General features: G+C 66.6%; 22 protein-coding genes. 6 read left to right on the plus strand and 16 right to left on the minus strand.

Features of this window, described 5'->3' with window-relative positions; genetic code table 11:
- Positions 1-30: 30 nt before the first annotated feature.
- Positions 31-711: an RNase H family protein gene (locus D9V32_RS09105; protein ID WP_121648593.1), complete on the minus strand. Its 681-nt coding sequence runs from the start codon at positions 709-711 to the stop codon at positions 31-33.
- A 280-nt stretch (positions 712-991) separates the two neighbouring features.
- Here D9V32_RS09105 and nrdI point away from each other — a divergent pair, with 280 nt between their 5' ends.
- Complete coding sequence (nrdI, locus tag D9V32_RS09110; protein WP_121648594.1) at positions 992-1,672, plus strand: class Ib ribonucleoside-diphosphate reductase assembly flavoprotein NrdI; 681 nt, start codon at positions 992-994, stop codon at positions 1,670-1,672.
- Here the strand turns inward: nrdI and D9V32_RS09115 are convergent.
- Entirely contained in the window at positions 1,635-2,336 is a 702-nt protein-coding gene (locus D9V32_RS09115) for an ABC transporter ATP-binding protein (protein ID WP_121648595.1), read from the minus strand. The genes nrdI and D9V32_RS09115 overlap by 38 nt on opposite strands.
- Before the next feature lie 21 nt (positions 2,337-2,357).
- A complete protein-coding gene (locus D9V32_RS09120; RefSeq protein WP_121648596.1) occupies positions 2,358-3,449 on the minus strand; it encodes an ABC transporter permease in 1,092 nt (363 codons plus the stop codon).
- Positions 3,450-3,639: 190 nt separating this feature from the next.
- On the opposite strand from D9V32_RS09120, the gene D9V32_RS09125 reads away from it, so the two are divergent.
- A complete protein-coding gene (locus D9V32_RS09125) occupies positions 3,640-4,821 on the plus strand; it encodes a sensor histidine kinase (RefSeq protein WP_121648597.1) in 1,182 nt (393 codons plus the stop codon).
- Positions 4,818-5,453: a response regulator gene (locus D9V32_RS09130; protein ID WP_121648598.1), complete on the plus strand. Its 636-nt coding sequence runs from the start codon at positions 4,818-4,820 to the stop codon at positions 5,451-5,453. The genes D9V32_RS09125 and D9V32_RS09130 overlap by 4 nt, the downstream gene beginning before the upstream one ends.
- Here the strand turns inward: D9V32_RS09130 and D9V32_RS09135 are convergent.
- From D9V32_RS09135 to D9V32_RS09145, 3 genes are read right to left on the minus strand one after another with little or no spacing between them, the layout of a single operon-like run.
- On the minus strand, positions 5,437-6,867 hold the full coding sequence (locus D9V32_RS09135; RefSeq protein WP_121648599.1) for a cryptochrome/photolyase family protein: 1,431 nt from the start codon (positions 6,865-6,867) through the stop codon (positions 5,437-5,439). The genes D9V32_RS09130 and D9V32_RS09135 overlap by 17 nt on opposite strands.
- A complete protein-coding gene (locus tag D9V32_RS09140) occupies positions 6,860-7,294 on the minus strand; it encodes a MarR family winged helix-turn-helix transcriptional regulator (protein WP_121648600.1) in 435 nt (144 codons plus the stop codon). Before D9V32_RS09140 ends, D9V32_RS09135 begins: the two co-directional genes overlap by 8 nt.
- Complete coding sequence (locus tag D9V32_RS09145; protein ID WP_121648601.1) at positions 7,291-7,584, minus strand: hypothetical protein; 294 nt, start codon at positions 7,582-7,584, stop codon at positions 7,291-7,293. The genes D9V32_RS09140 and D9V32_RS09145 overlap by 4 nt, the downstream gene beginning before the upstream one ends.
- Before the next feature lie 384 nt (positions 7,585-7,968).
- Here D9V32_RS09145 and D9V32_RS09155 point away from each other — a divergent pair, with 384 nt between their 5' ends.
- A complete protein-coding gene (locus tag D9V32_RS09155; protein ID WP_121648603.1) occupies positions 7,969-9,108 on the plus strand; it encodes an AI-2E family transporter in 1,140 nt (379 codons plus the stop codon).
- A 103-nt stretch (positions 9,109-9,211) separates the two neighbouring features.
- On the opposite strand, the gene D9V32_RS16040 is transcribed toward D9V32_RS09155, so the two are convergent.
- The 4 genes from D9V32_RS16040 to upp form a co-directional block, all read right to left on the minus strand.
- Positions 9,212-9,676 (minus strand): hypothetical protein, encoded by a 465-nt coding sequence (locus D9V32_RS16040; protein ID WP_147440436.1) that lies wholly within the window; start codon positions 9,674-9,676, stop codon positions 9,212-9,214.
- Between the two features lie 102 nt (positions 9,677-9,778).
- A complete protein-coding gene (locus D9V32_RS09165) occupies positions 9,779-10,057 on the minus strand; it encodes a helix-turn-helix domain-containing protein (protein WP_121648605.1) in 279 nt (92 codons plus the stop codon).
- A 124-nt stretch (positions 10,058-10,181) separates the two neighbouring features.
- Positions 10,182-10,955 carry a winged helix-turn-helix domain-containing protein gene (locus tag D9V32_RS09170; protein ID WP_121648606.1) on the minus strand — a complete coding sequence of 258 codons (774 nt, stop codon included), beginning with the start codon at positions 10,953-10,955 and terminating at the stop codon, positions 10,182-10,184.
- Between the two features lie 414 nt (positions 10,956-11,369).
- Positions 11,370-12,002 (minus strand): uracil phosphoribosyltransferase, encoded by a 633-nt coding sequence (gene upp / locus D9V32_RS09175; protein ID WP_121648607.1) that lies wholly within the window; start codon positions 12,000-12,002, stop codon positions 11,370-11,372.
- A gap of 41 nt (positions 12,003-12,043) precedes the next feature.
- Between upp and tadA the strand changes: the two genes are divergently transcribed.
- Positions 12,044-12,523: a tRNA adenosine(34) deaminase TadA gene (gene tadA, locus D9V32_RS09180; protein ID WP_220700682.1), complete on the plus strand. Its 480-nt coding sequence runs from the start codon at positions 12,044-12,046 to the stop codon at positions 12,521-12,523.
- On the opposite strand, the gene D9V32_RS09185 is transcribed toward tadA, so the two are convergent.
- The 4 genes from D9V32_RS09185 to D9V32_RS09200 form a co-directional block, all read right to left on the minus strand.
- On the minus strand, positions 12,520-13,455 hold the full coding sequence (locus tag D9V32_RS09185) for a cation diffusion facilitator family transporter (protein ID WP_121648609.1): 936 nt from the start codon (positions 13,453-13,455) through the stop codon (positions 12,520-12,522). The two genes, tadA and D9V32_RS09185, sit on opposite strands and share 4 nt — an antisense overlap.
- 99 nt (positions 13,456-13,554) lie before the next feature.
- The gene (locus D9V32_RS09190) at positions 13,555-14,826 is read right to left on the minus strand and encodes a type II toxin-antitoxin system HipA family toxin (protein ID WP_121648610.1); all 1,272 of its coding nucleotides are present in this window, start codon (positions 14,824-14,826) and stop codon (positions 13,555-13,557) included.
- Positions 14,823-15,101, minus strand: a complete 279-nt coding sequence (locus D9V32_RS09195; protein WP_121648611.1) for a helix-turn-helix domain-containing protein — start codon at positions 15,099-15,101, stop codon at positions 14,823-14,825. Before D9V32_RS09195 ends, D9V32_RS09190 begins: the two co-directional genes overlap by 4 nt.
- Positions 15,102-15,195: 94 nt before the next feature.
- Positions 15,196-15,687 carry a hypothetical protein gene (locus D9V32_RS09200; RefSeq protein WP_121648612.1) on the minus strand — a complete coding sequence of 164 codons (492 nt, stop codon included), beginning with the start codon at positions 15,685-15,687 and terminating at the stop codon, positions 15,196-15,198.
- A 66-nt stretch (positions 15,688-15,753) separates the two neighbouring features.
- On the opposite strand from D9V32_RS09200, the gene proC reads away from it, so the two are divergent.
- Positions 15,754-16,596 (plus strand): pyrroline-5-carboxylate reductase, encoded by an 843-nt coding sequence (proC, locus tag D9V32_RS09205; protein WP_121648613.1) that lies wholly within the window; start codon positions 15,754-15,756, stop codon positions 16,594-16,596.
- Here the strand turns inward: proC and D9V32_RS09210 are convergent, their stop codons facing one another.
- Positions 16,597-17,199 carry a CueP family metal-binding protein gene (locus D9V32_RS09210; protein ID WP_121648614.1) on the minus strand — a complete coding sequence of 201 codons (603 nt, stop codon included), beginning with the start codon at positions 17,197-17,199 and terminating at the stop codon, positions 16,597-16,599. It lies immediately after the preceding gene.
- 81 nt (positions 17,200-17,280) lie between these two features.
- Complete coding sequence (locus D9V32_RS09215) at positions 17,281-17,664, minus strand: hypothetical protein (RefSeq protein WP_121648615.1); 384 nt, start codon at positions 17,662-17,664, stop codon at positions 17,281-17,283.
- Positions 17,665-17,826: the final 162 nt, after the last annotated feature.

Consider the following 17,826-nt stretch of genomic DNA (forward strand, 5'->3'; position numbering starts at 1 on the left):
GGCCTGGGGTGCGGCCGTCGCGAGGCGCGGCTACAGCAGCGAGCGGATCAGTTCCTCGGGGGTCTGCCGGGCCGCGGCCGCGCGGCTCAGCAGGCGCGCGTGGGTGTCGGCATCGAGGCTCAGGGTGAGGCTTACCGGAGCGGGGGTATCGTCCCAGTCGAACAGGCCGGGCTGGGCCGCGTCCGCCGAGGCCTCCTCAAACGTGACGGCACGCGGGGTGGCCGCGGTGTGTGCGCGATCCCCGCCGGCACCCGTCCAGCCGGGGCCCGAGGGTACCTCGCTACGGTTCTGATACGCGGTGGACACCGCGCGTGCCCGAGCATCGGCCGCCTCGTTCAGCGGGTGGTTAGCGTGCCCCTTGACCCACTCAAAACGGTAGCGCCGGCCCTGCAACGCCTCGTCGATCTGCTGGAGCTGTTCCACGTTGAGAACGGGCTTACCATCGGCCTTGCGCCAGCCCTTGCGCTTCCACCCCGGCATCCACTTCGTCACCGAGTTGATCACGTACTGGCTGTCGCAGAGGATGAGCAGGTCATCATCGAGGTGCGCGGTCGCACGCAGGAGTTCCAGGACCGCCTGCAGCTCACCCTGGTTGTTGGTGGCGTGAGGCCAGCCGCCCGCCGCCCAGCAGTTATCGTCTACGTACCAGGCCCATCCGGCCGGGCCGGGGTTGCCGAGGGCCGATCCGTCTGCGGCGGCGATGATGGTCATGTGGGGCTCCCTGCGGGCGGGTGATGGATCCGCCGGTATCCAGTCTGCCAGAGCCCTCGGATATTCCTCCCGGGGCGCGTCGTCGAGCCGGCGGGCGAGGGCCAGCACCGGTGACTGAATATCCTCCGAGTGCGCGGTACCAAAAGCGTCAACGCCCGGAGAAAACCGGCCCCGGTCGGTCACACTGGGATTACGCCATTAAGAGTCCGCGATGTGCGTCCTCGAGTGGTGCCCTCAGGCGAGGGCATGGGGATGATCCAGCGGCGAACGGGAAAAGGGCATGAGCGGGCTGATCTACTTCTCCGGTGAAACCGGGGCTACGCGGGTCTTCATCCAGCGCCTCGGGATCGCCGCCCTGCGTATTGGCGAGGGCGAGCACGAACGCCCGGCCATCGTCTCCGAGCCCTTCGTCCTGATCACACCCACGTATGGCTCGGGTGCCGACCACGCCGCGATCCCGCGTGAGGTGCGAGCCTTTCTCATGCGGGCCCGAAACTACCGTCAGCTGCGCGGCGTCATCGGTACCGGTGAACGCTCCTACGGGTACGCCTTTAGCCTGGCCAGCAGGCTCCTGTCCGACCAGTTCGCCGTGCCCGAGCTCTATCGTCTCGAGGGCTCGGGCACCGAGCAGGACGTCCGCGCCGTGCGGGCAATTCTCCTCGGTGAGCAGACACCGGATATGCGGCCGGGTTCTGCCCCCGCCCCTGCCGTGGCCCCCGCTCCCGTGGCTCCCGTTCCTGCCTCGGCACCCGCCCCCGCATTGGCTCCCGCTCCGCCACCGCCGCCGGCACCCGTTCCGGCGGCCCCCGAGTCGCGCCGCGCTCGCCGCTCCCGCCAGGAGGCACCCGCCGAGCCGTGGATCCAGCAGGCGTCGACGCCACCGGCGCACGGCGCTCACGCGGCGGAGAAACCCGCCGCCCCCGCTACGCGGCGATCGCGGCGTGCGGATCGTGAGCGGTGAGCACACCATCCGACATCACCAGCACCTGATCCATTCGCGCCAGGTGCGAGCGATCGTGGGTTACCAGAAGCGTTGAGGTGCCGCGATCGCGCGTGAGCTCGAGGATGAGCGTGATGATCTCCTGGCCGCGTGCGTGGTCAAGGGCGCTCGTGGGCTCGTCCACAATCAGCACCCGCGGGTCGTTCATGAGCGCCCGTGCGATGTTCACACGCTGTCGCTGGCCACCCGAGAGCTGGTGCGGCCGCTTGTTCTCGTGGCCCGCGAGGCCCACCCGGGCAAGCAGCGCGCGGGCACGCTCGCGGGTCTCGGCGCGGGCCGCACGGCTGTGACCGTCGAGCTCGTTCATCACCGCGAGCTGATCGAGTGCGGTGAGCGCGGGCAGGAGGTTTGACTGCTGAAACACGATGCCGATGTGCTCGCGCCGCACCGCCGTGGCCTCGGCTGGGGAGAGCCCCATCAGATCAACCCCGGCCACGTGCACCGCGCCCGAGTCGGGCTGGATCAGGGCAGAAGCCACGGCGAGAAGGCTTGACTTTCCCGACCCCGACGCGCCAATAATGGCCGTGATGCTGCCGGGCGGAACGGTCAGGGACGCGTGATCCACCGCGGTGACGGTGCGCTCGCCATCGGGGAAGGTGAGGGTGACATCGTTGAGTTCAATCATGGGAGTACCTTTCGGGAGGGATTAGCGGGGGGCACCGAGGGCGGCGAGGGGATCGCTGCGCAGCACCGGGCGAAGCGCGAATGCGCCGCCGATGAGGCCCAGGATGATGAGGCCGAGCGCGGGCAGGGCGATCGTGGCGGGGCTCAGCACGAAGGGCACCGCGGATCCGGCGAGAAGACCGAGCCCGATCGTCGCGAGCATGCCCACCCCGACCCCGGCGAGCAGCACCACGAGAGCTTGCCCGAGGGTGTCGCGAACCAGGCGTCCGGTGCGCGCCCCCAGAGCCTTGAGCACGGCAATATCGGGTGCTCGCTGAATGGTCCAGACGGTGAAGAACGCGCCGATCACGAGCGCCGAGATGCCAAACAGCATGCCCACGATGAGCAGCAGCGAGCCAATCTCGGAGCGGAACGACTCGATCGAGAGCAGCGCGGGCAGGGGAGCCCGCGAGGCCGTGTGGGCGGCGGCATCGATGGCGTCCGGCTGCGCGGCATCGGTGAGGGAAACCGCGAGCACGGTGGCCCAGGCGGGCTGACCGCCACGGGCCATCGCCTCCTGCCAGTCAGGCAGGGTGAGCCACGCCACCGAGGAGTGCGCGTACCAGGCGTCATCGATCACCGCCGAGACGCGAAGGTCGAGGCCGAATGCCCCGACGGTGGCACCGGTGCTCACACCCAGGGTCTTCGCGACCGAGGTGCCCAGCACGATCTCGCCGGAGTGAGGCCCGGGCACACCCTCGGGGAGGAGCGTGTGCGTGCCGGCGCTCGAGACTCCGAACAGGGCGGCGGGGGAGCGGCGCTCGCCCGCGCTCAGCCGGGTCTGGCTGATCCCCAGCGGTTCAGCGGTGTTCACCCCCGCGGCATCGGACCAGGTGGAGGCCTGCTCGGGGGTGATCGAGGAGTCGCCGAAGCTGGGGTCGGATTCGCCGTGTGCGGGGGCTGAGAATACGATCCGGTCGGCACCGAGGCCCATCACCGCCGAGACATTCTGACCGGCGAGCCCCGCGGTGAGACCGGTGAGGAATCCCACCAGGATCGTGATCAGCGCCACGACCGAGCCGATCAGGACAAAACGGCCGCGGGCAAACCTGATTTCGCGCCAGGCTACAAACATGGGGTTCCTTCCGAGACGCCGGGGCTACGCAGACGCGCAGCCAACCGGCACAATTGGTGCTGATTCCAGCCTCGCGGAGGGCGCGGAAACGGGCATCGGCCGGGTGGGTGTACTCCGCGGAATAGGGATGATTGTGGGTTACACCTTTTGAGGGATACCCGGTTGCGAGCGGGCGGATTAGGCTGTGAGTATGGTCCGCTCCGCCGACGGACCGGTGTCTGCGGCGCTGCGCACCGGCCTGCACCTGCTCTTCGTCTCACTCGCCCTGTTCGTGATGATCCGGGCCGCCTTTCGCGAGGGCCCGGAACCGATCATCGCAGCGGCGCTCGCCGCGGCATTCCTGATCTGGTACCTGCTCGGTGCCTGGTGGGGTCGCGCGGATCAGCGCGGTTCCCGCATTGTGATGTGGCTGAGCGTGCTCACCCTCCTGTGGATCGGCATGATTCTCGTGAGTCAGGACGCCGCCTACCTCTCATTCCCGCTGTTCTTTCTGTTTCTCGCGCTGCTTGAGCGCACGGCGGCGCTCCTGTGCGTGGCGCTCACCAGCGCCGTCTCCATCGTCGCGATCGGGCTCCACGGCGGTTTCAGCGCCCCGGGCATCATCGGGCCGCTGATCGGCGCGGTCATCGCGGTGGCGATCGGGCTCGGCTATCGCGAGCTTCAGCGTGAGGCCGCGCGCCGCGAAGCCCTGATCGAGGAGCTGATCTCCACCCGCGTGCGCCTCGCCGAAACCGAGCGGGAAGCCGGCAAGCTGGCCGAGCGTGAGCGGCTGGCCCGCGATATTCACGACACCGTCGCCCAGGGGCTTGCGAGCATCGGGCTGCTGCTGCACGCGGCAGAGCGCGCGGCCGAGACGGATCCCGCGACCGCGGTCACCCACGTGCGTCGCGCCCGGGATGCCGCGGCGCTCGCGCTCACCGAAACGCGGGGGCTGATTGATGAGCTCGCCCCGCCCGCGATCACCGGCGCGAGCCTCGCCGAGGCCCTCACCCGGCTCGCCGAAAACACCGCACAGCAGGCGGGTATCGTGGTGGAGTTTCACACCGATGGCGAACCGGAACCGCTCAGCACGGTGGTGAAGACCGGCCTGCTGCGCATCGGCCAGAGCGCCCTTGCAAACGTGGTGCAGCATGCCGGGGCGACCCGCGCGGATATCAGCCTGAGCTATCTGCCGGGCGAAACCATCCTCGACATCGTGGATAACGGCTGCGGGTTTGATCCGGCCGACCTCGGTGAGCGTACCGTAGGCGGTTCGTTTGGCATCGTGGCGATGCGCGCAAGAATTGCCGAGCTCGGTGGCACACTCGTGGTGGAGAGCACACCGGGGGATGGCACCACGGTGACCGTCAGATTTACGGGGGAGGGCGCATGAGCGAACCGATTCGCGTGGTGATGGCCGATGATCATCCGATCGTGCGCGCCGGTCTCGCGGCGGTGCTCGGCACAGCCGCGGATATCGAGGTGGTCGCCGAGGCCGCCTCGGTGGCGGAGGTGCTCGCGGTGGTCAACCGTTTTGCTCCCGATCTCGTGCTGCTCGATCTCAACTTTGGTTCCGGCCTCACCGGCATCGACGCCACCCGCGAGCTTGCGAAGCAGGAGAAGCCGCCGCGCGTGCTGATCCTTACGAACTACGACTCCGATGCGGATATTCTCGGGGCGATCGAGGCCGGGGCGGCCGGATATTTGCTGAAGGATGCCCCGCCGGAGGATCTCCTCAGCGCGATTCGTCAGGCCGTGCGCGGGCACACGGTGCTGGGCCCCGCCGTTGCGGGCCGCCTGGTCGCGCGGGTGAACGAGCCGCAGCAGTCGCTCAGCGCTCGCGAAATTGAGGTGCTTACGCTGGCCTCAGAGGGCCAGGGAAACCGCGACATCGGCCGGGTTTTGCACATCAGCGAGACCACGGTGAAGTCTCACCTCGCGCACATCTTCAGCAAGCTCGGTGTGAACAACCGTCAGCAGGCGGTGCTCGCGGCGCAGCGCGGCGGGTTTATTCGCCGGATGTAGTCGGTGTGGTTTCCTCGCGTGCCCGATAGGCGGCGAGGGCGGCCTCGCGCGAGCGGGCAAGATCAACGATCGGTGCCGGGCGCAGCTCGTCCTGGGGTACCCAGCGGCGAACATATTCGCCGTTGGGATCGAACTTTTTGCGCTGAAGCTCGGGATTGAAGATGCGGAAGTACGGGGCCGCATCGGCGCCGCTGCCGGCCACCCACTGCCAGTTGAACGGGTTCGCGGCGGGGTCGGCATCCACCAGGGTGTCCCAGAACCACTCCTCGCCCACCCGCCAGTGCTGCAGCAGGTTCTTGGTGAGGAGGGAGGCCACGACCATGCGCACGCGATTGTGCATGGTGCCGGTCTGCCAGAGCTCGTTCATGCCGGCGTCGACGAGGTCGATGCCGGTGGTGCCGGTCTGCCAGGCGCGGATCAGCGCCGGATCGGGTTCGGGCCACGGGAACCCGGCGAAGCTGGGTCGCCAGGGGAGGGTGGCGAGATCCGGGAAATGGACGAGCTGATAGTGGGCGAACTCGCGCCAGCCCAGTTCGCTGAGGAAGGATGCGCCGTGGCCGGGGTGGGTGCGTCGATGGGCGTCCACCGCGTGCCAGATGTGCGACACCGTGATTTCGCCGAAGACGAGGTGCGGGGAGAGCCGGGAGGTGACGCGGCGGTCCGGACGGTCACGAAGATCGGGGTAGTCGCCGAGATCCTCGTCGAGGAAGTCCCCGAGCCGTTCGTGTGCGCACCGTTCGCCCGGGTTCCAGAGGTCTTCCCACCCCGCGGCCCAGTCGGGGGCGGTGGGGCGCAGGCCGAGTGCCGCGAGGGCGCGGGCGAAAGCATCGGGATTCGTAGTTTGCGGGGCACGTGCCGGGGCCGGGACGGGCAGGCTCGCGCGCGGCGGCTGGCGCATGAGGTCGTCCTGGGCGCGACGCCAGAACGGCGTGAACACGGTGTAGGGGCGGCCTTCGCCGGTGCGCAGGCCGGGGTCAACCAGGAGGTCGGGCGGGGAAACCCGCAGGGAAATCCCGCCGGGAACCATCGCCAGGGCTTCCCGGACGGCCTCGTCGATCTCGCGCTCGGCCGCGCCGGGCCGAGCCGTGGCGTACACCCGGGTGGCGCCGGTTGCCCGCGCGAGGTCACGCAGGTGCGCGACCGAATCGCCGGTGCGGATCTCCAGGGGAATCCCGAGATCCGCGAGGTCGCTCGCGAGGCGTTCGAGGCTGCCGTGTAGCCACCAGCGGGAGGCTCCGCCGATCGGGCGCAGCCCGGGCTCGTCGAGGACGAAGACCGCGCGGACGCGGTCGCACTCGGCGAGGGCGCGGCTGAGTGCCGGGTGATCGCCGACACGAAGATCGCGTCGGAACCAGACGATGCCGGTACGGCCGCCCGGCTCGGTGTCCGTGATGGTTGCTTCTGGGTTAGTCATCGGACTCGGGGCAGCGCAGCTTCTCGGTCAGGGCAAAGAGCGCCTCGATTTCCTCGGCGCTGAGCGCTCCTCCCACGATGAATTCGATCGTGCGCATGTGAGCGCGCGCGACCGGACGGTAGGCGGCAAACCCCTCCTCGGTGAGGGCGATGATCATGCCACGGCGGTCGTCGGGGTCGGGATCCTTGGTGACAAAGCCCTCACCGGTGAGCTTGTCGATCAGCCGGCTTACGCTCGGCTGGCTGAGTAGCACGAGACGGTTGAGGTCGCGCAGTTTTGCGGCGCGATTGGGCTGGCGTGACAGCGTAAACATCACGTCGTACTCGTTCATGGTGAGTCCGCCCATGGGAAAGTCTTCGCCGAGACGACGCATGATGCCCACCTGCGCACGGAAGAGTGACTCCCAGGCTTCGACCGCGCCGCTCATGCTGATTCCGCCGGGGTGGAACCTCCGGGGGCATCATCGGTGATGACCACCGGAGGCGTGCCCGAGCGAATCAGCGAGCGATACAGCAGCACCATGCCCCAGAGGGAAGCGCTGAGCCCGGCCAGGACGGTGCCGATGCCGATGGGTAGCAGGAACCAGGGGCCCTGGAGGATGCCCAGCACGAGGAGGAGTACGCCGACCGCGGTGACCAGCAGGCCGCCGCCGAAACACGCGGCTCCGAGAACCGTGAGGGCGCGGACATCGCGGGCGGCTTCGGCGGTCGTGTTCATGCATCCAGAGTACCGTGTGACCGCCCACTTGGTATCGGTCCCTGGTGAGGGGCCGGGGGAATGGACAAGGGCCGATCGTAGAGGCGTACGATCGGCCCTTCCCCTTGCACCAAGAGTGTCCTGCAATCACATGTGCGTTTCGTCGTCACAGCAAAACTTCGAACGCAGTACGAATATATAACATCCCGGTAACGATTACCAGGGTTTTTGTGATCATGAAACTGAGAGTTTTCTGTGTGCGAAATTTCAGCGGAAATCCGGGGTCTCCGAGGGGGCACGCGAGAAAAACAATGGATATCCACTGATTGGCGAGGTTTGGGGTCACAATGGGTTCCATGCCCGATGCTTTCGCACACGGGCGCCCAGAGAGCGAGGGGAACGCGGATGAAAAAGAAGGTTGCCGGCACCGCCCAGGTACCGCGCGAGCGGGCCGCGGGAGACGTGGGGCTGCACCGCGAGGTGGGCGGAGGCTCCGGCGTTCACGTCAACGCATTCAGGATCGGCCTGGTCGGCACCCTGGGTGTGCTGATTGCGCTGCTCCTCGGCGGAATTGTGACCCAGCTCAGCACGGTGCTGATCTACATCGGGATCGCGCTCTTCCTCGCGCTGGGTCTCGACCCGCTGGTCTCCTGGCTCGAGAAGAGAATGCCGCGGCCGGCGGCCATCGCCGCCGTCGTCCTGGCCGTGATCGGTGCGTTCATCGGTCTGCTCTTTGCGGTGATCCCGCTGCTGGTGGAGCAGTTCTCCAATTTTATTCGCGACTTCCCCGGCATCGCCGCGGACTTCCAGCGCAACGACCTTGTGCTGCAGGTACAGCAGCTCCTGGGCGACTCGGTCAACATCAATCAGGTAATCAAGGGCGTGACGGACTTCCTGGGTGACCCGAAGAACCTGGTGGCGATCGGTGGCGGCATCGCCCAGGTTGGCGCGGGTGTGGCCAGCGGCATCACCGGCCTGATCATCGTGCTGATCCTGACCCTGTACTTCATGGCCTCGCTGCGGTCGATGAAGCAGGCCGTCTACCGCTTCATTCCCGCCTATCAGCGCACCGGTTTCGCAAAGATCTCGGAGGACATCACCGGTGCCGTGGGCCGCTACGTGGTGGGGCAGGTATCGCTGGCGCTCATCAACGGCGTTCTCAGCCTCATTCTGTTCAGCATCATTCAGGCACCGCTGCCCTTCCTGCTGGCGTTCTTCGCGTTCCTCGGATCGCTGATCCCGCTCGTGGGTACCCTGAGTGCATCGGTGCTAAACACGCTGATCTGCCTGTTTGTGGACCCCACCCTGGCGATCATTTCGGGAATCTACTACCTGATCTACCTCCAGGTGGAGGCCTACGTGATTTCACCGCGCATCATGAGCCGCGCGGTGGCGGTGCCCGGCGCAATGGTCGTGATCGCGGCGGTGGCCGGGGGCAGCATCGGCGGTATCCTCGGTGCACTCGTGGCGATCCCGGTGGCGGCCTCGGTTATCATCATCGTGCAGAAGGTGGTCTGGCCGCGACAGGATCGCAAGGTCGCATAGCCAAACCCTCGTCGTGATACCGAAGATCCGGGCCGCTCACAGTGTGTGTGAGCGGCCCGGATCTCGGTGTGAGGCCGACTCCGCTGGCCCCCTTCTCTCGGGGCTATTCCGACTGGGGTGGCTCGGTGCTAGCTGCCCCTCCGGAAGTGACCTCGGCGGCGCTCGGAAGTACCGCCCGGGTGGCGGCGACCAGGGCGATGCCCAGTCGGTGGGCGCTCTCGGGGGTGAGCGTGAGGTGGGCTCCGAACTCGTCGGAGTGGATCGCGATCAGGGCTTCGTCCAGTCGCGTGTGATGTTCGAGGATGAGATCGAGCGTCACGGCGTAGAGCTCCGCTGTGGCTTCACCGCGCACAACGGTAGCAACCTCGGCGAGCCAGCGCGGCTCGGTCTCCGCCCCGAGCGTACGCGGGTCGGGTAGGCCCGAGTCGGGGATGTGAATCGTGGGTGGCGTGGATGCGGATGGGCTGGCACCCGGCCCGGAGGGGCCCGGTGTGGCTCCCGGCGAGAGCCAGTGGGGCTCTGCCTCGGAGGGCGTTGATCGTTGCGGATGGAAGTGGGCTGTTTTCATCGGTGGGTCCCTTCACCGGCACGCTCACACTCTAACCGCACCCTCGGACATCGCCCCGGCCCCGAGGGGGTCGGTCGATCGAGGGGCGCGGCGAAGACGGATCTAGCGGTCGCTGAGATCTGGTGGCGGGCTGGGGAGCAGCCGTTCGATGGGTACGCCGAGTACCTGACAGAGTGCGAGGACGTTCTGAAGCGATGGATTTGCCGAGGTACCCGGGCGCGACTCGCCCTTTTCGAACTTTTGATAGGTGTAGCGACTGATCCCGGCGGCGACCGCCACTTCTTCCTGACTGAGCCCGCGGCTAATGCGGAGCTCACGAAGTGAGGCACCCAGGCTATTCGCGTACTGTGACCAGCTCGGTGTGTCGGCGTTGAATTCCATACATCCAGCATGGAAGCGATTGTGTCAGGCGTGCGCCATATGCGTGTGACAATCTCCTGTGAATCCTGTGTGTCTCCAGAATCCAGGTATCACATTATTCTGCCGCACGTGGGGCAGTCGACGCCTAGAAGAGGTCGGGGCTCGGTGCCGATGCGTAGCGGATGGTGACGTCTGCGTGGCGGTCGAAGCGGTAACCGACGCCGCGAACGGTACGCACGATGTCCTCGTAGCGGTCGAGCTTTGCGCGCAGGCGACGGATGTGAACGTCGATGGTGCGCTCGTTCGGAGCGGTCTCTTCGTCCTCGGGGTTCCACAGGGCACCGATCAGCTCGGCGCGATCCACGGTGCGGCCCTCGCGCAGCACGAGGTACTGCAGCAGCTCGAACTCCTTGAAGGTGAGCGAGACGGCCGAGTTGTCAAGCGCGAGGCGCTTGCGGGAGAGGTCGATCACGACGCCGGCGTGTGCGCGGTCGAACTCGCCGGTGGCGGTCTCCTCGGCGTCACGGTGGCGGGCCAGGGCGGCGGGCTCCTGCAGGGCGAGGCGGACCACGTCGATGTCGCGGCCACCGGCACCGGCCGGGGCGAGGGCAACGGCGGCGTAGGTTTCGGAGGCCGGTGCGATCTGGGCGGCGAGGTCCTTCAGGGCCTGGACAACCTGGCCGAGGCTCGAGCCATCGGCGAGGGCCTTGGCCTCATCGAGGCCGACGTAGAGAACGAAACCGCGTGCCTCGGTGCCCTCGGGAACCGAACGCAGACGCGGGCCGGCCGGAGCGGCGGGTGCGGCGGCAACCGGTGCGGCTGCCGGAACGGCGGTGGCTGCGGTGGTGCGGCCGGCGGTGAGTACGGCGGCGGTGCGCTCGGCTGCGGTGCGGGTGGAGGAGATGGTGGCGATCGACATGATGAGTCCTTAGAAGTACGGGTGTCGACGGGATCCGGGGCAGTGGCCTCAGCGGGCTCCGTTTCGACGGGTGTGTTGTGATGGGGTCCGGGACGACGATCGGAAGGTCGTTCCGGTGGAGTCGCGTAGATACGCTCCGGGTCTCAACGCTGCGTTTTTCGCAGCGGAGACATGCTGACTGCTAGCGGACTAGCGGCACATTCGACAACACATGACGGTCTCACGGGGCATCATCATGCCCACAGTCCCATGAGACTCGAAGGAGCTCTGGGTACACGCGAAATCAGTCATATGCCGATTATGCCCAGAGCGAAGGGCGCTGTCAACCGATTACCCCCGATTGGGGGGACAAAAAACGGCGGCACCGAAAATCGGTGCCGCCGTGGGCCCGAGCCGAGTGCTCGGGACGAAGTGTTAGACCAGGCCGTACAGGCGGTCGCCCGCGTCACCCAGACCGGGAACGATGTAGCCGTGGTCGTCCAGGCGCTCGTCAACGGTGCCCAGCACGAGCTTGACGTCGCGGCCCTCGGTGAGCTTCTCCAGCGCGGCCACGCCCTCGGGAGCGGCGAGCAGGCAGATGGCGGTGACGTCATCCGCACCGCGGTCAAAGAGGAACTCGATGGCGGCGCCGAGCGAACCACCGGTTGCGAGCATCGGGTCGAGCACGAAGCACTGACGGCCCGAGAGGTCGTCCGGCAGGCGCTCGGCGTAGGTCTTGGGCTCGAAGGTCTCCTCGTCCCGCAGCATGCCGAGGAATCCGACCTCCGCGGTCGGGAGCAGCTTAACCATGCCCTCAAGCATGCCGAGACCGGCGCGCAGAATGGGGACCACGAGCGGACGCGGCGAGCTGATCGCGAGCCCGGTAGTGGTGGTGACCGGGGTCTCGATCTCGACAGCCTCGGTGCGGACCTCGCGGGTCGCCTCGTACGCGAGCAGGGTCACCAGCTCCTCGGTGAGGGACCGGAAGATCGGCGACGGGGTGGTCTTGTCTCGCAGGACCGTCAGTTTGTGGGTGATCAGTGGGTGATCGGCTACGTGCACTCGCATACTGTTAACAATACCTGGGTGAAGGGAACTTGGCGGTGGCGATGAGTGTGCGCACGGAAGACGAGCGGCTGATGGGGCTTGCCCTGGAGCAGGCGCGCCGGACGACGGCGAGTGCGGACGTTCCCGTGGGTGCGGTTCTCGTCGATTCCACGGGTGCGGTGGTGGCCACCGGATACAACCTGAAAGAGGCTCGCCACGACCCCACCGCTCACGCCGAAATCGAGGCGATCCGGGCGGCGACGGCCCTGCGCGGTGACTGGCAGCTGCGCGACCTCACCCTGGTAGTAACCCTGGAACCCTGCATCATGTGTGCGGGCGCTATTCTGGCGGCCCGCATCCCGCGCGTCGTGTTTGGTGCCTGGGAGGATAAGGCCGGTGCCGCGGGCAGCGCGTTTGACCTGCTGCGGGATCGCCGGCTGGCCCACCGCGCGGAGGTGCTGGGTGGAGTGCGCGAGGCCGAGTGTGCGGCGATCCTGGTCGAGTTTTTCCGCGAGACGCTCGCGAGCCCGAGCGAAATCTAGACCGCGGGGGTGTGGGGCACGCGCTCGCGATCCACGTCCGGCTCGAGATAGATAACGCGGGCCATGGGCTCGGCCGTGCGGATGCGCGCCTCGATCGCGTTGATGCTTTCGGAGACCTCGGCGACGGTCCGGGCAGGGTCCACGGCGATCTTGGCCGCGACCATGATTTCCTCGGGCCCCAGGTAGAGGGTCTTGAGGTGGATGATGCGTTCGGCCTCGGGCCCGGCAACGATCGCCTCACGAATGGCCGTGGCCTGCTCGACCGTTGCCCCCTCTCCCACGAGGAGGCTCTTGGTTTCGACGCCGAGCACGATCGCGACCAGCACGAGCAGCGTACCGATGGCCAGGGTGCCGATGGCGTCCCAGGTGGCGTTGCCGGTAATCACGGTGAGGCCGACGCCGAGGAACGCGAGCACCAGGCCGATCAGGGCGGCAACATCCTCCAGAAGCACCACGGGGAGCTCGGGGGCCTTTGCGCGGCGGATGAACTGGATCCATGACTGGGTGCCACGGGTGTGGTTGGACTCCCGAATCGCGGTGCGCAGCGAGAAGCCCTCGAGCCCGATCGCCACGGTGAGGACCACCATCGGCAGCCACCACATTTCGAGTTCGTGCGGGTGGGTCAGCTTATTGATGCCCTCATAGATCGAGAACACGCCACCCACGGAGAACAGGATGATCGAGACCACGAACGCGTAGACGTAGCGCTCGCGTCCGTACCCAAACGGGTGCTCCTCATCGGCAAGACGCCGCGACTTGCGACCGCCCAGGAGGAGAAGGAGCTGATTGCCCGAGTCGGCGAGCGAGTGCACGCCCTCGGCGAGCATCGAGGCTGAGCCCGAAAAGAACCAGGCGATGAACTTGGTCAGCGCAATACCGACGTTCGCCAGCAGCGCGGCGATGATTGCGCGATTTCCGCCCTGAGTGCTCATTTATGTCTCCTGCCAGATGGATGAGACAAATACTAGTCCTCCGATGTGTCCCGGGTGCAAAAATCATTGCGCGGGTACTGACGTGTTGCGTCAGTAGCGTCAGGAAAGGTCGATGACCGTGCGGTCCCCGTCTGAAAGCGCGCGGATTCGCTCGAGGTTGGGGTCGTCGAATGTGCGGGCCCAGTTGTTGAGGGAGTCGAGGTTGGCGCCCTCGGAAACGGCCACTTCTCGCCAGCTCGCCACGGCGGCCGCTATTTCCCGCGCGCGTTCCACGGCTCGTGATCGGGTCAACCGGAAGTCAGCTGAGTGCTCAATGAGCGCTCTTACATCGCGATCGCCGGGGTCACCCCCGGGTGTCAGCGGCGTATCTGATGTGCCGGAGCGCGCGGGATTGACGTCAAATGCCGGGGAAAGCCGCCATCCACGGCCGATCCGCAGGATCCCATGATTGCGCATATGATCGTCGATGTTGTTGACCAGTGCGGCAAATATGGCGCGGGAAAACATCTCCGCTGCATCGGCCGTGGGATGCGCGGAGACATGCGCAATCTCGCGGGCCATCGTGGTGTAGTCGACGTGCTGATGATCAACCAACTGGAGCAGGGTGCGAACGCTCTGGAAGGGAATGCGCTTGTCGCCGACCCGATCAAAGCGATCGGTGAGAAATATCGATCGTTCGGAATCGAGCGGAAGCACTCGAGAGGGCTGAACGCGAATGCCCGCACGCCGCTGAAGAACCATGGTGATGTGTTCCCACAGGTGAAGGTCCCCGACGTCTGAAGTCTTCGGGAACTTGGCCAGCACCATGTTCCCGTCGGGGCCACTCACCCATGCCTTTGGTTGTGCCCCGCCGGGTGAGGATCCCGCGCCCAGGAGCAGATCGTGTTCCGAATCAATCTCACCGGAATCCACAAAGCGTTGGGCGGCACGGGCAAGCTTTTCCAAATCGGTGAGCCCGGCCCCGGAGGTGCGCGGCGAGAGAAAACCATCATCGTCGGAGAATCGAAGCGCGCCCTGGCGGGTGTGATCGGGGACCAGGAGGAGGCGCGTGGCGGGAGTCATTCGCGGTGTGGGGAGGCCGTCGCGCAGGGCATCAAGCTGAGCCTGTCGAGCGAGGAGCTTGTTTCCCCAGGCGTCGGGTGTGGCGTCCTCAAACGCACCAAAGGTGGTTCGGCCATTCCTCGGCCGCTGAACGCCACGGGTCAGGGGAAGATCGGGGGAAATCGCGAATCCCATGGTGTTCGCTAGCCACTCCGTCGAGTAGCTAAAGCTCTGGTCTTCTAGTCCATTGATCGGGTGCGTGGTGATCGTGAGTGTGCCGGCGAGTGAGTTGTCCACCCAGACGGTGACGATGCGAGCCGGCGGATTCATTCGGGGCCTCGCCCCACGCGCCTGCGGTTCAGCTGGCCGGCGCGAGCCTGGCCGAGATCGGTGCGGAGGGGATTGACGGCGTCGATGAGACGGTCATCGATGCCGAGCACGCTCATCACCGCGATGAGTGTGGAGACGCGTGCGCCTCGGCCCTGTTCGAGGCGCACCAGGGTGGCGCGGGAGATTCCGGCGCGTTCGGCCACGAGTTCCTGGGGGAGATCGAGGATGATGCGCCACTGCTGGAGGAGCGCACCAAGCTGCTCTTCGCTGTCCATAAGCACCACCTAATGTATCGTTTATAAGCCATTAACGTACTTAGTGTATAACTTTGTTTACATTAAAGATAGAACTGGAGCCGGCAACTAGGAACTAGGTGGGCGGGGTGGGCCGGCGGAAGGTATCGCGCATATGGTCGGAGTCGAGGTAGTCGGCCACGCCGATCAGGATGAGGCTGAAGATGATCTGCTCGGTGATCATCCAGACCGGGTAGAACCCGGGAATGGCCGCGAGCACGAGTGTGACCACCGGGAAGATCTTGCTGAACAGGCGCAGTCGCGAGTAGCCCCAGGCCCAGCCGAGCTGCGCGCGCCAGGAGAAGTAGAACAGCGTCGCGGTCATGCCGAGAACAACCACGCTGCGGGTCCAAACCGAGAGGGGAACGTGTTCGCCGCGGCCCAGGAGTACCAGCGCAATCACCACGGCCGCGATGCCGAGGAGCAGTTCGATCAGCAGCAGGATCGTGACGGCTCGGAACGCGCGGACCGTGCGTGGGTGGGCGCGCGCCTCCTCGGAGATCCGTTCGGAGGCGCGGGATCCCCCGGCGATGCGGTCCAGGCGAAGCAGCAGCGGCTCGAGTTTCATGGTCCCAGGGTAAACCGATTGTCGCCACGCGGGCCGGAGCGCGCACCGCGGATTTAGGATGGGGGAATGACCAGCACGAACGCACCCCGCATCGCCTTCCTCGGTACCGGTTCGATGGGCGGGGCGATCCTGTCCGGCCTCGTGGCCTCCGGCGCCACCGCCACGAGCCCGGTGACCGCGACCAACCGCACCCCGGAAAAGGCCGCGGCCCTGTCTCAGCTGGCCGGCGTGACCGGTGTCGCGCTGAATGACAACCCGGAGGGCAACCGCGAGGCCGCTGCCGAGGCCGACATCATTCTGATCGGTGTGAAGCCCGGCATGGTTCCCGACCTCCTCGCCGAGATTGCCCCGGCCGTGAAGCCCGGTGCGATCGTCGTGAGTCTCGCTGCGGGCGTGACCATCGCCACGTTTGAGTCGATCCTGCCCGCACAGGCGATCGTGGTGCGCTCGATGCCGAACACTCCGGCAGTGGTGGGCCGTGCGGTCACCGGCATCGCCCCGGGCACCCGCGCCGATGCGGCCGCGATGTCCGCCGTGCGTGCGGTCTTTGAGACCGTGGGTGATGTCCTCGAGGTGGAGGAGGGTCGCATCGACGCCCTGAGCACCATCTCCGGATCCGGCCCCGCCTACGTCTTTGCGCTGATCGAGGCGCTCACCGTGGCCGCGATCGAGAAGGGCTTCACCTCGGAGGAGGCGGATCTGCTGGTGCAGGGCACCTTCCGCGGGGCCACCGAGCTGCTCGCCGCGTCCTCCGAAACACCCACCCAGCTGCGCATCAACGTGACGAGCCCGGGCGGCACCACCGAGCGCGCTCTCGCGGTGATGGGCGAGGCCGGTCTCGACCAGGTGTTTATCCGCGCGACGGACGCCGCCCTGGCCCGAGCCACGGAGCTCGCCGCCGGAAACTAGCTAGCTGAGCTGCATCGTGGTGAGGCAGGTCGGGTCTTCGGAGCCGGTGGCAATCTCGGTGCTGGCGGATTTGCCGTCCTGAGTGATGGTGAGCGTGCCGGTGATGTCTCGGGGCAGCCAGATGCCGACAAAGCCGTTTTCGTTGGTGCGTGTTTTCTCCGAAACGATCGTCTCGCCGGATTCCGTCGTGACCGTGATCGACACGTCGGCGTCTCCCAGCTCGCCCAGGCAGGTGGTGAGGCTGTGGAAGTAGCAGTCGTGCGAGGTGCCCACGTACGGGGCGACCGAGAGGTAGAACTCGTCCTTCGGCATGGGGAGTTGGGTGGTCTTGCCGGACTGCTCCGAGAGAAGGAGAGAATCGGGGCGGATCGACGCCATCAGGTCCCGCGGCCGCTTGTCGAGCGCGGTGTGTTCGAGCTTTTCGATCACGCCGCGGGCATCCATCCCCTCGAGGCCGTGTGCGGCGAGCATGCCCTGAGCGGTGCTCGCGTCGGGTGCTGCCGAGGGGGCGCTGCCCTCCGCGCTACAGCCGGCCAAGCCGAGAGTGAGTGCGAGCAGCATCGGGGCGGCGGTGAGGGCAAGCTTTCTGGTGTGCGTCGACATACCCTAACGCTAACGAATGCCCACCCGGTCGCGACAGCGGCAGGTCGGAGGGTGATGCCGCCCCTGTCGGTTTTGGGGTGGCTAGCTGGCCCGTGCGAGTTGCTGAATTCGCTGGTAGGAGAGCCCGAGGAGCGTGCCGGCCTCGCTCTGTGAGAGCTGAGCCTCGTGAAGGAGACTGCGAACCGCTTCGCGTCTCAGCGCTGCGGCGCGCCTGCTGGCCCGCTCGCTTTCGGCCTGCAGGCGAGCGGCCTCGTCCCATGCTTCTTGGACGGAATTTGGCATTTCGATGCTCACGGAAACCCTCGCCTCGCCCTCCTCGAGATCAAGCAGCGCCATGACGATCCCATCGGCCATCGTCTGAATCTCGCGGATGCTTCGTGCCTGTGTCACGGCGTCGATTTCGGGGATGGTGATGATCCACCATTTTCCCTCACGTCGTGCCGTTGCCTCGTAGATCTGTGCCACGGTGATCCGCCCCTCTATCGCCAGCCGGCGGGTGTGTCTGGCAGTTTCTTGATGACCTGACGCACAACACCGGGTGAGACCGTGCCGTGCGTGGGAATGGCAACGGAGTCTGAGCCATCGGGGGATCCCCACACGTTGTGTCCGCCCTTGCTGCTCAGGAGA

Source organism: Mycetocola tolaasinivorans, assembly GCF_003667565.1.
GTDB classification, from domain to species: Bacteria; Actinomycetota; Actinomycetes; order Actinomycetales; family Microbacteriaceae; genus Mycetocola; species Mycetocola tolaasinivorans.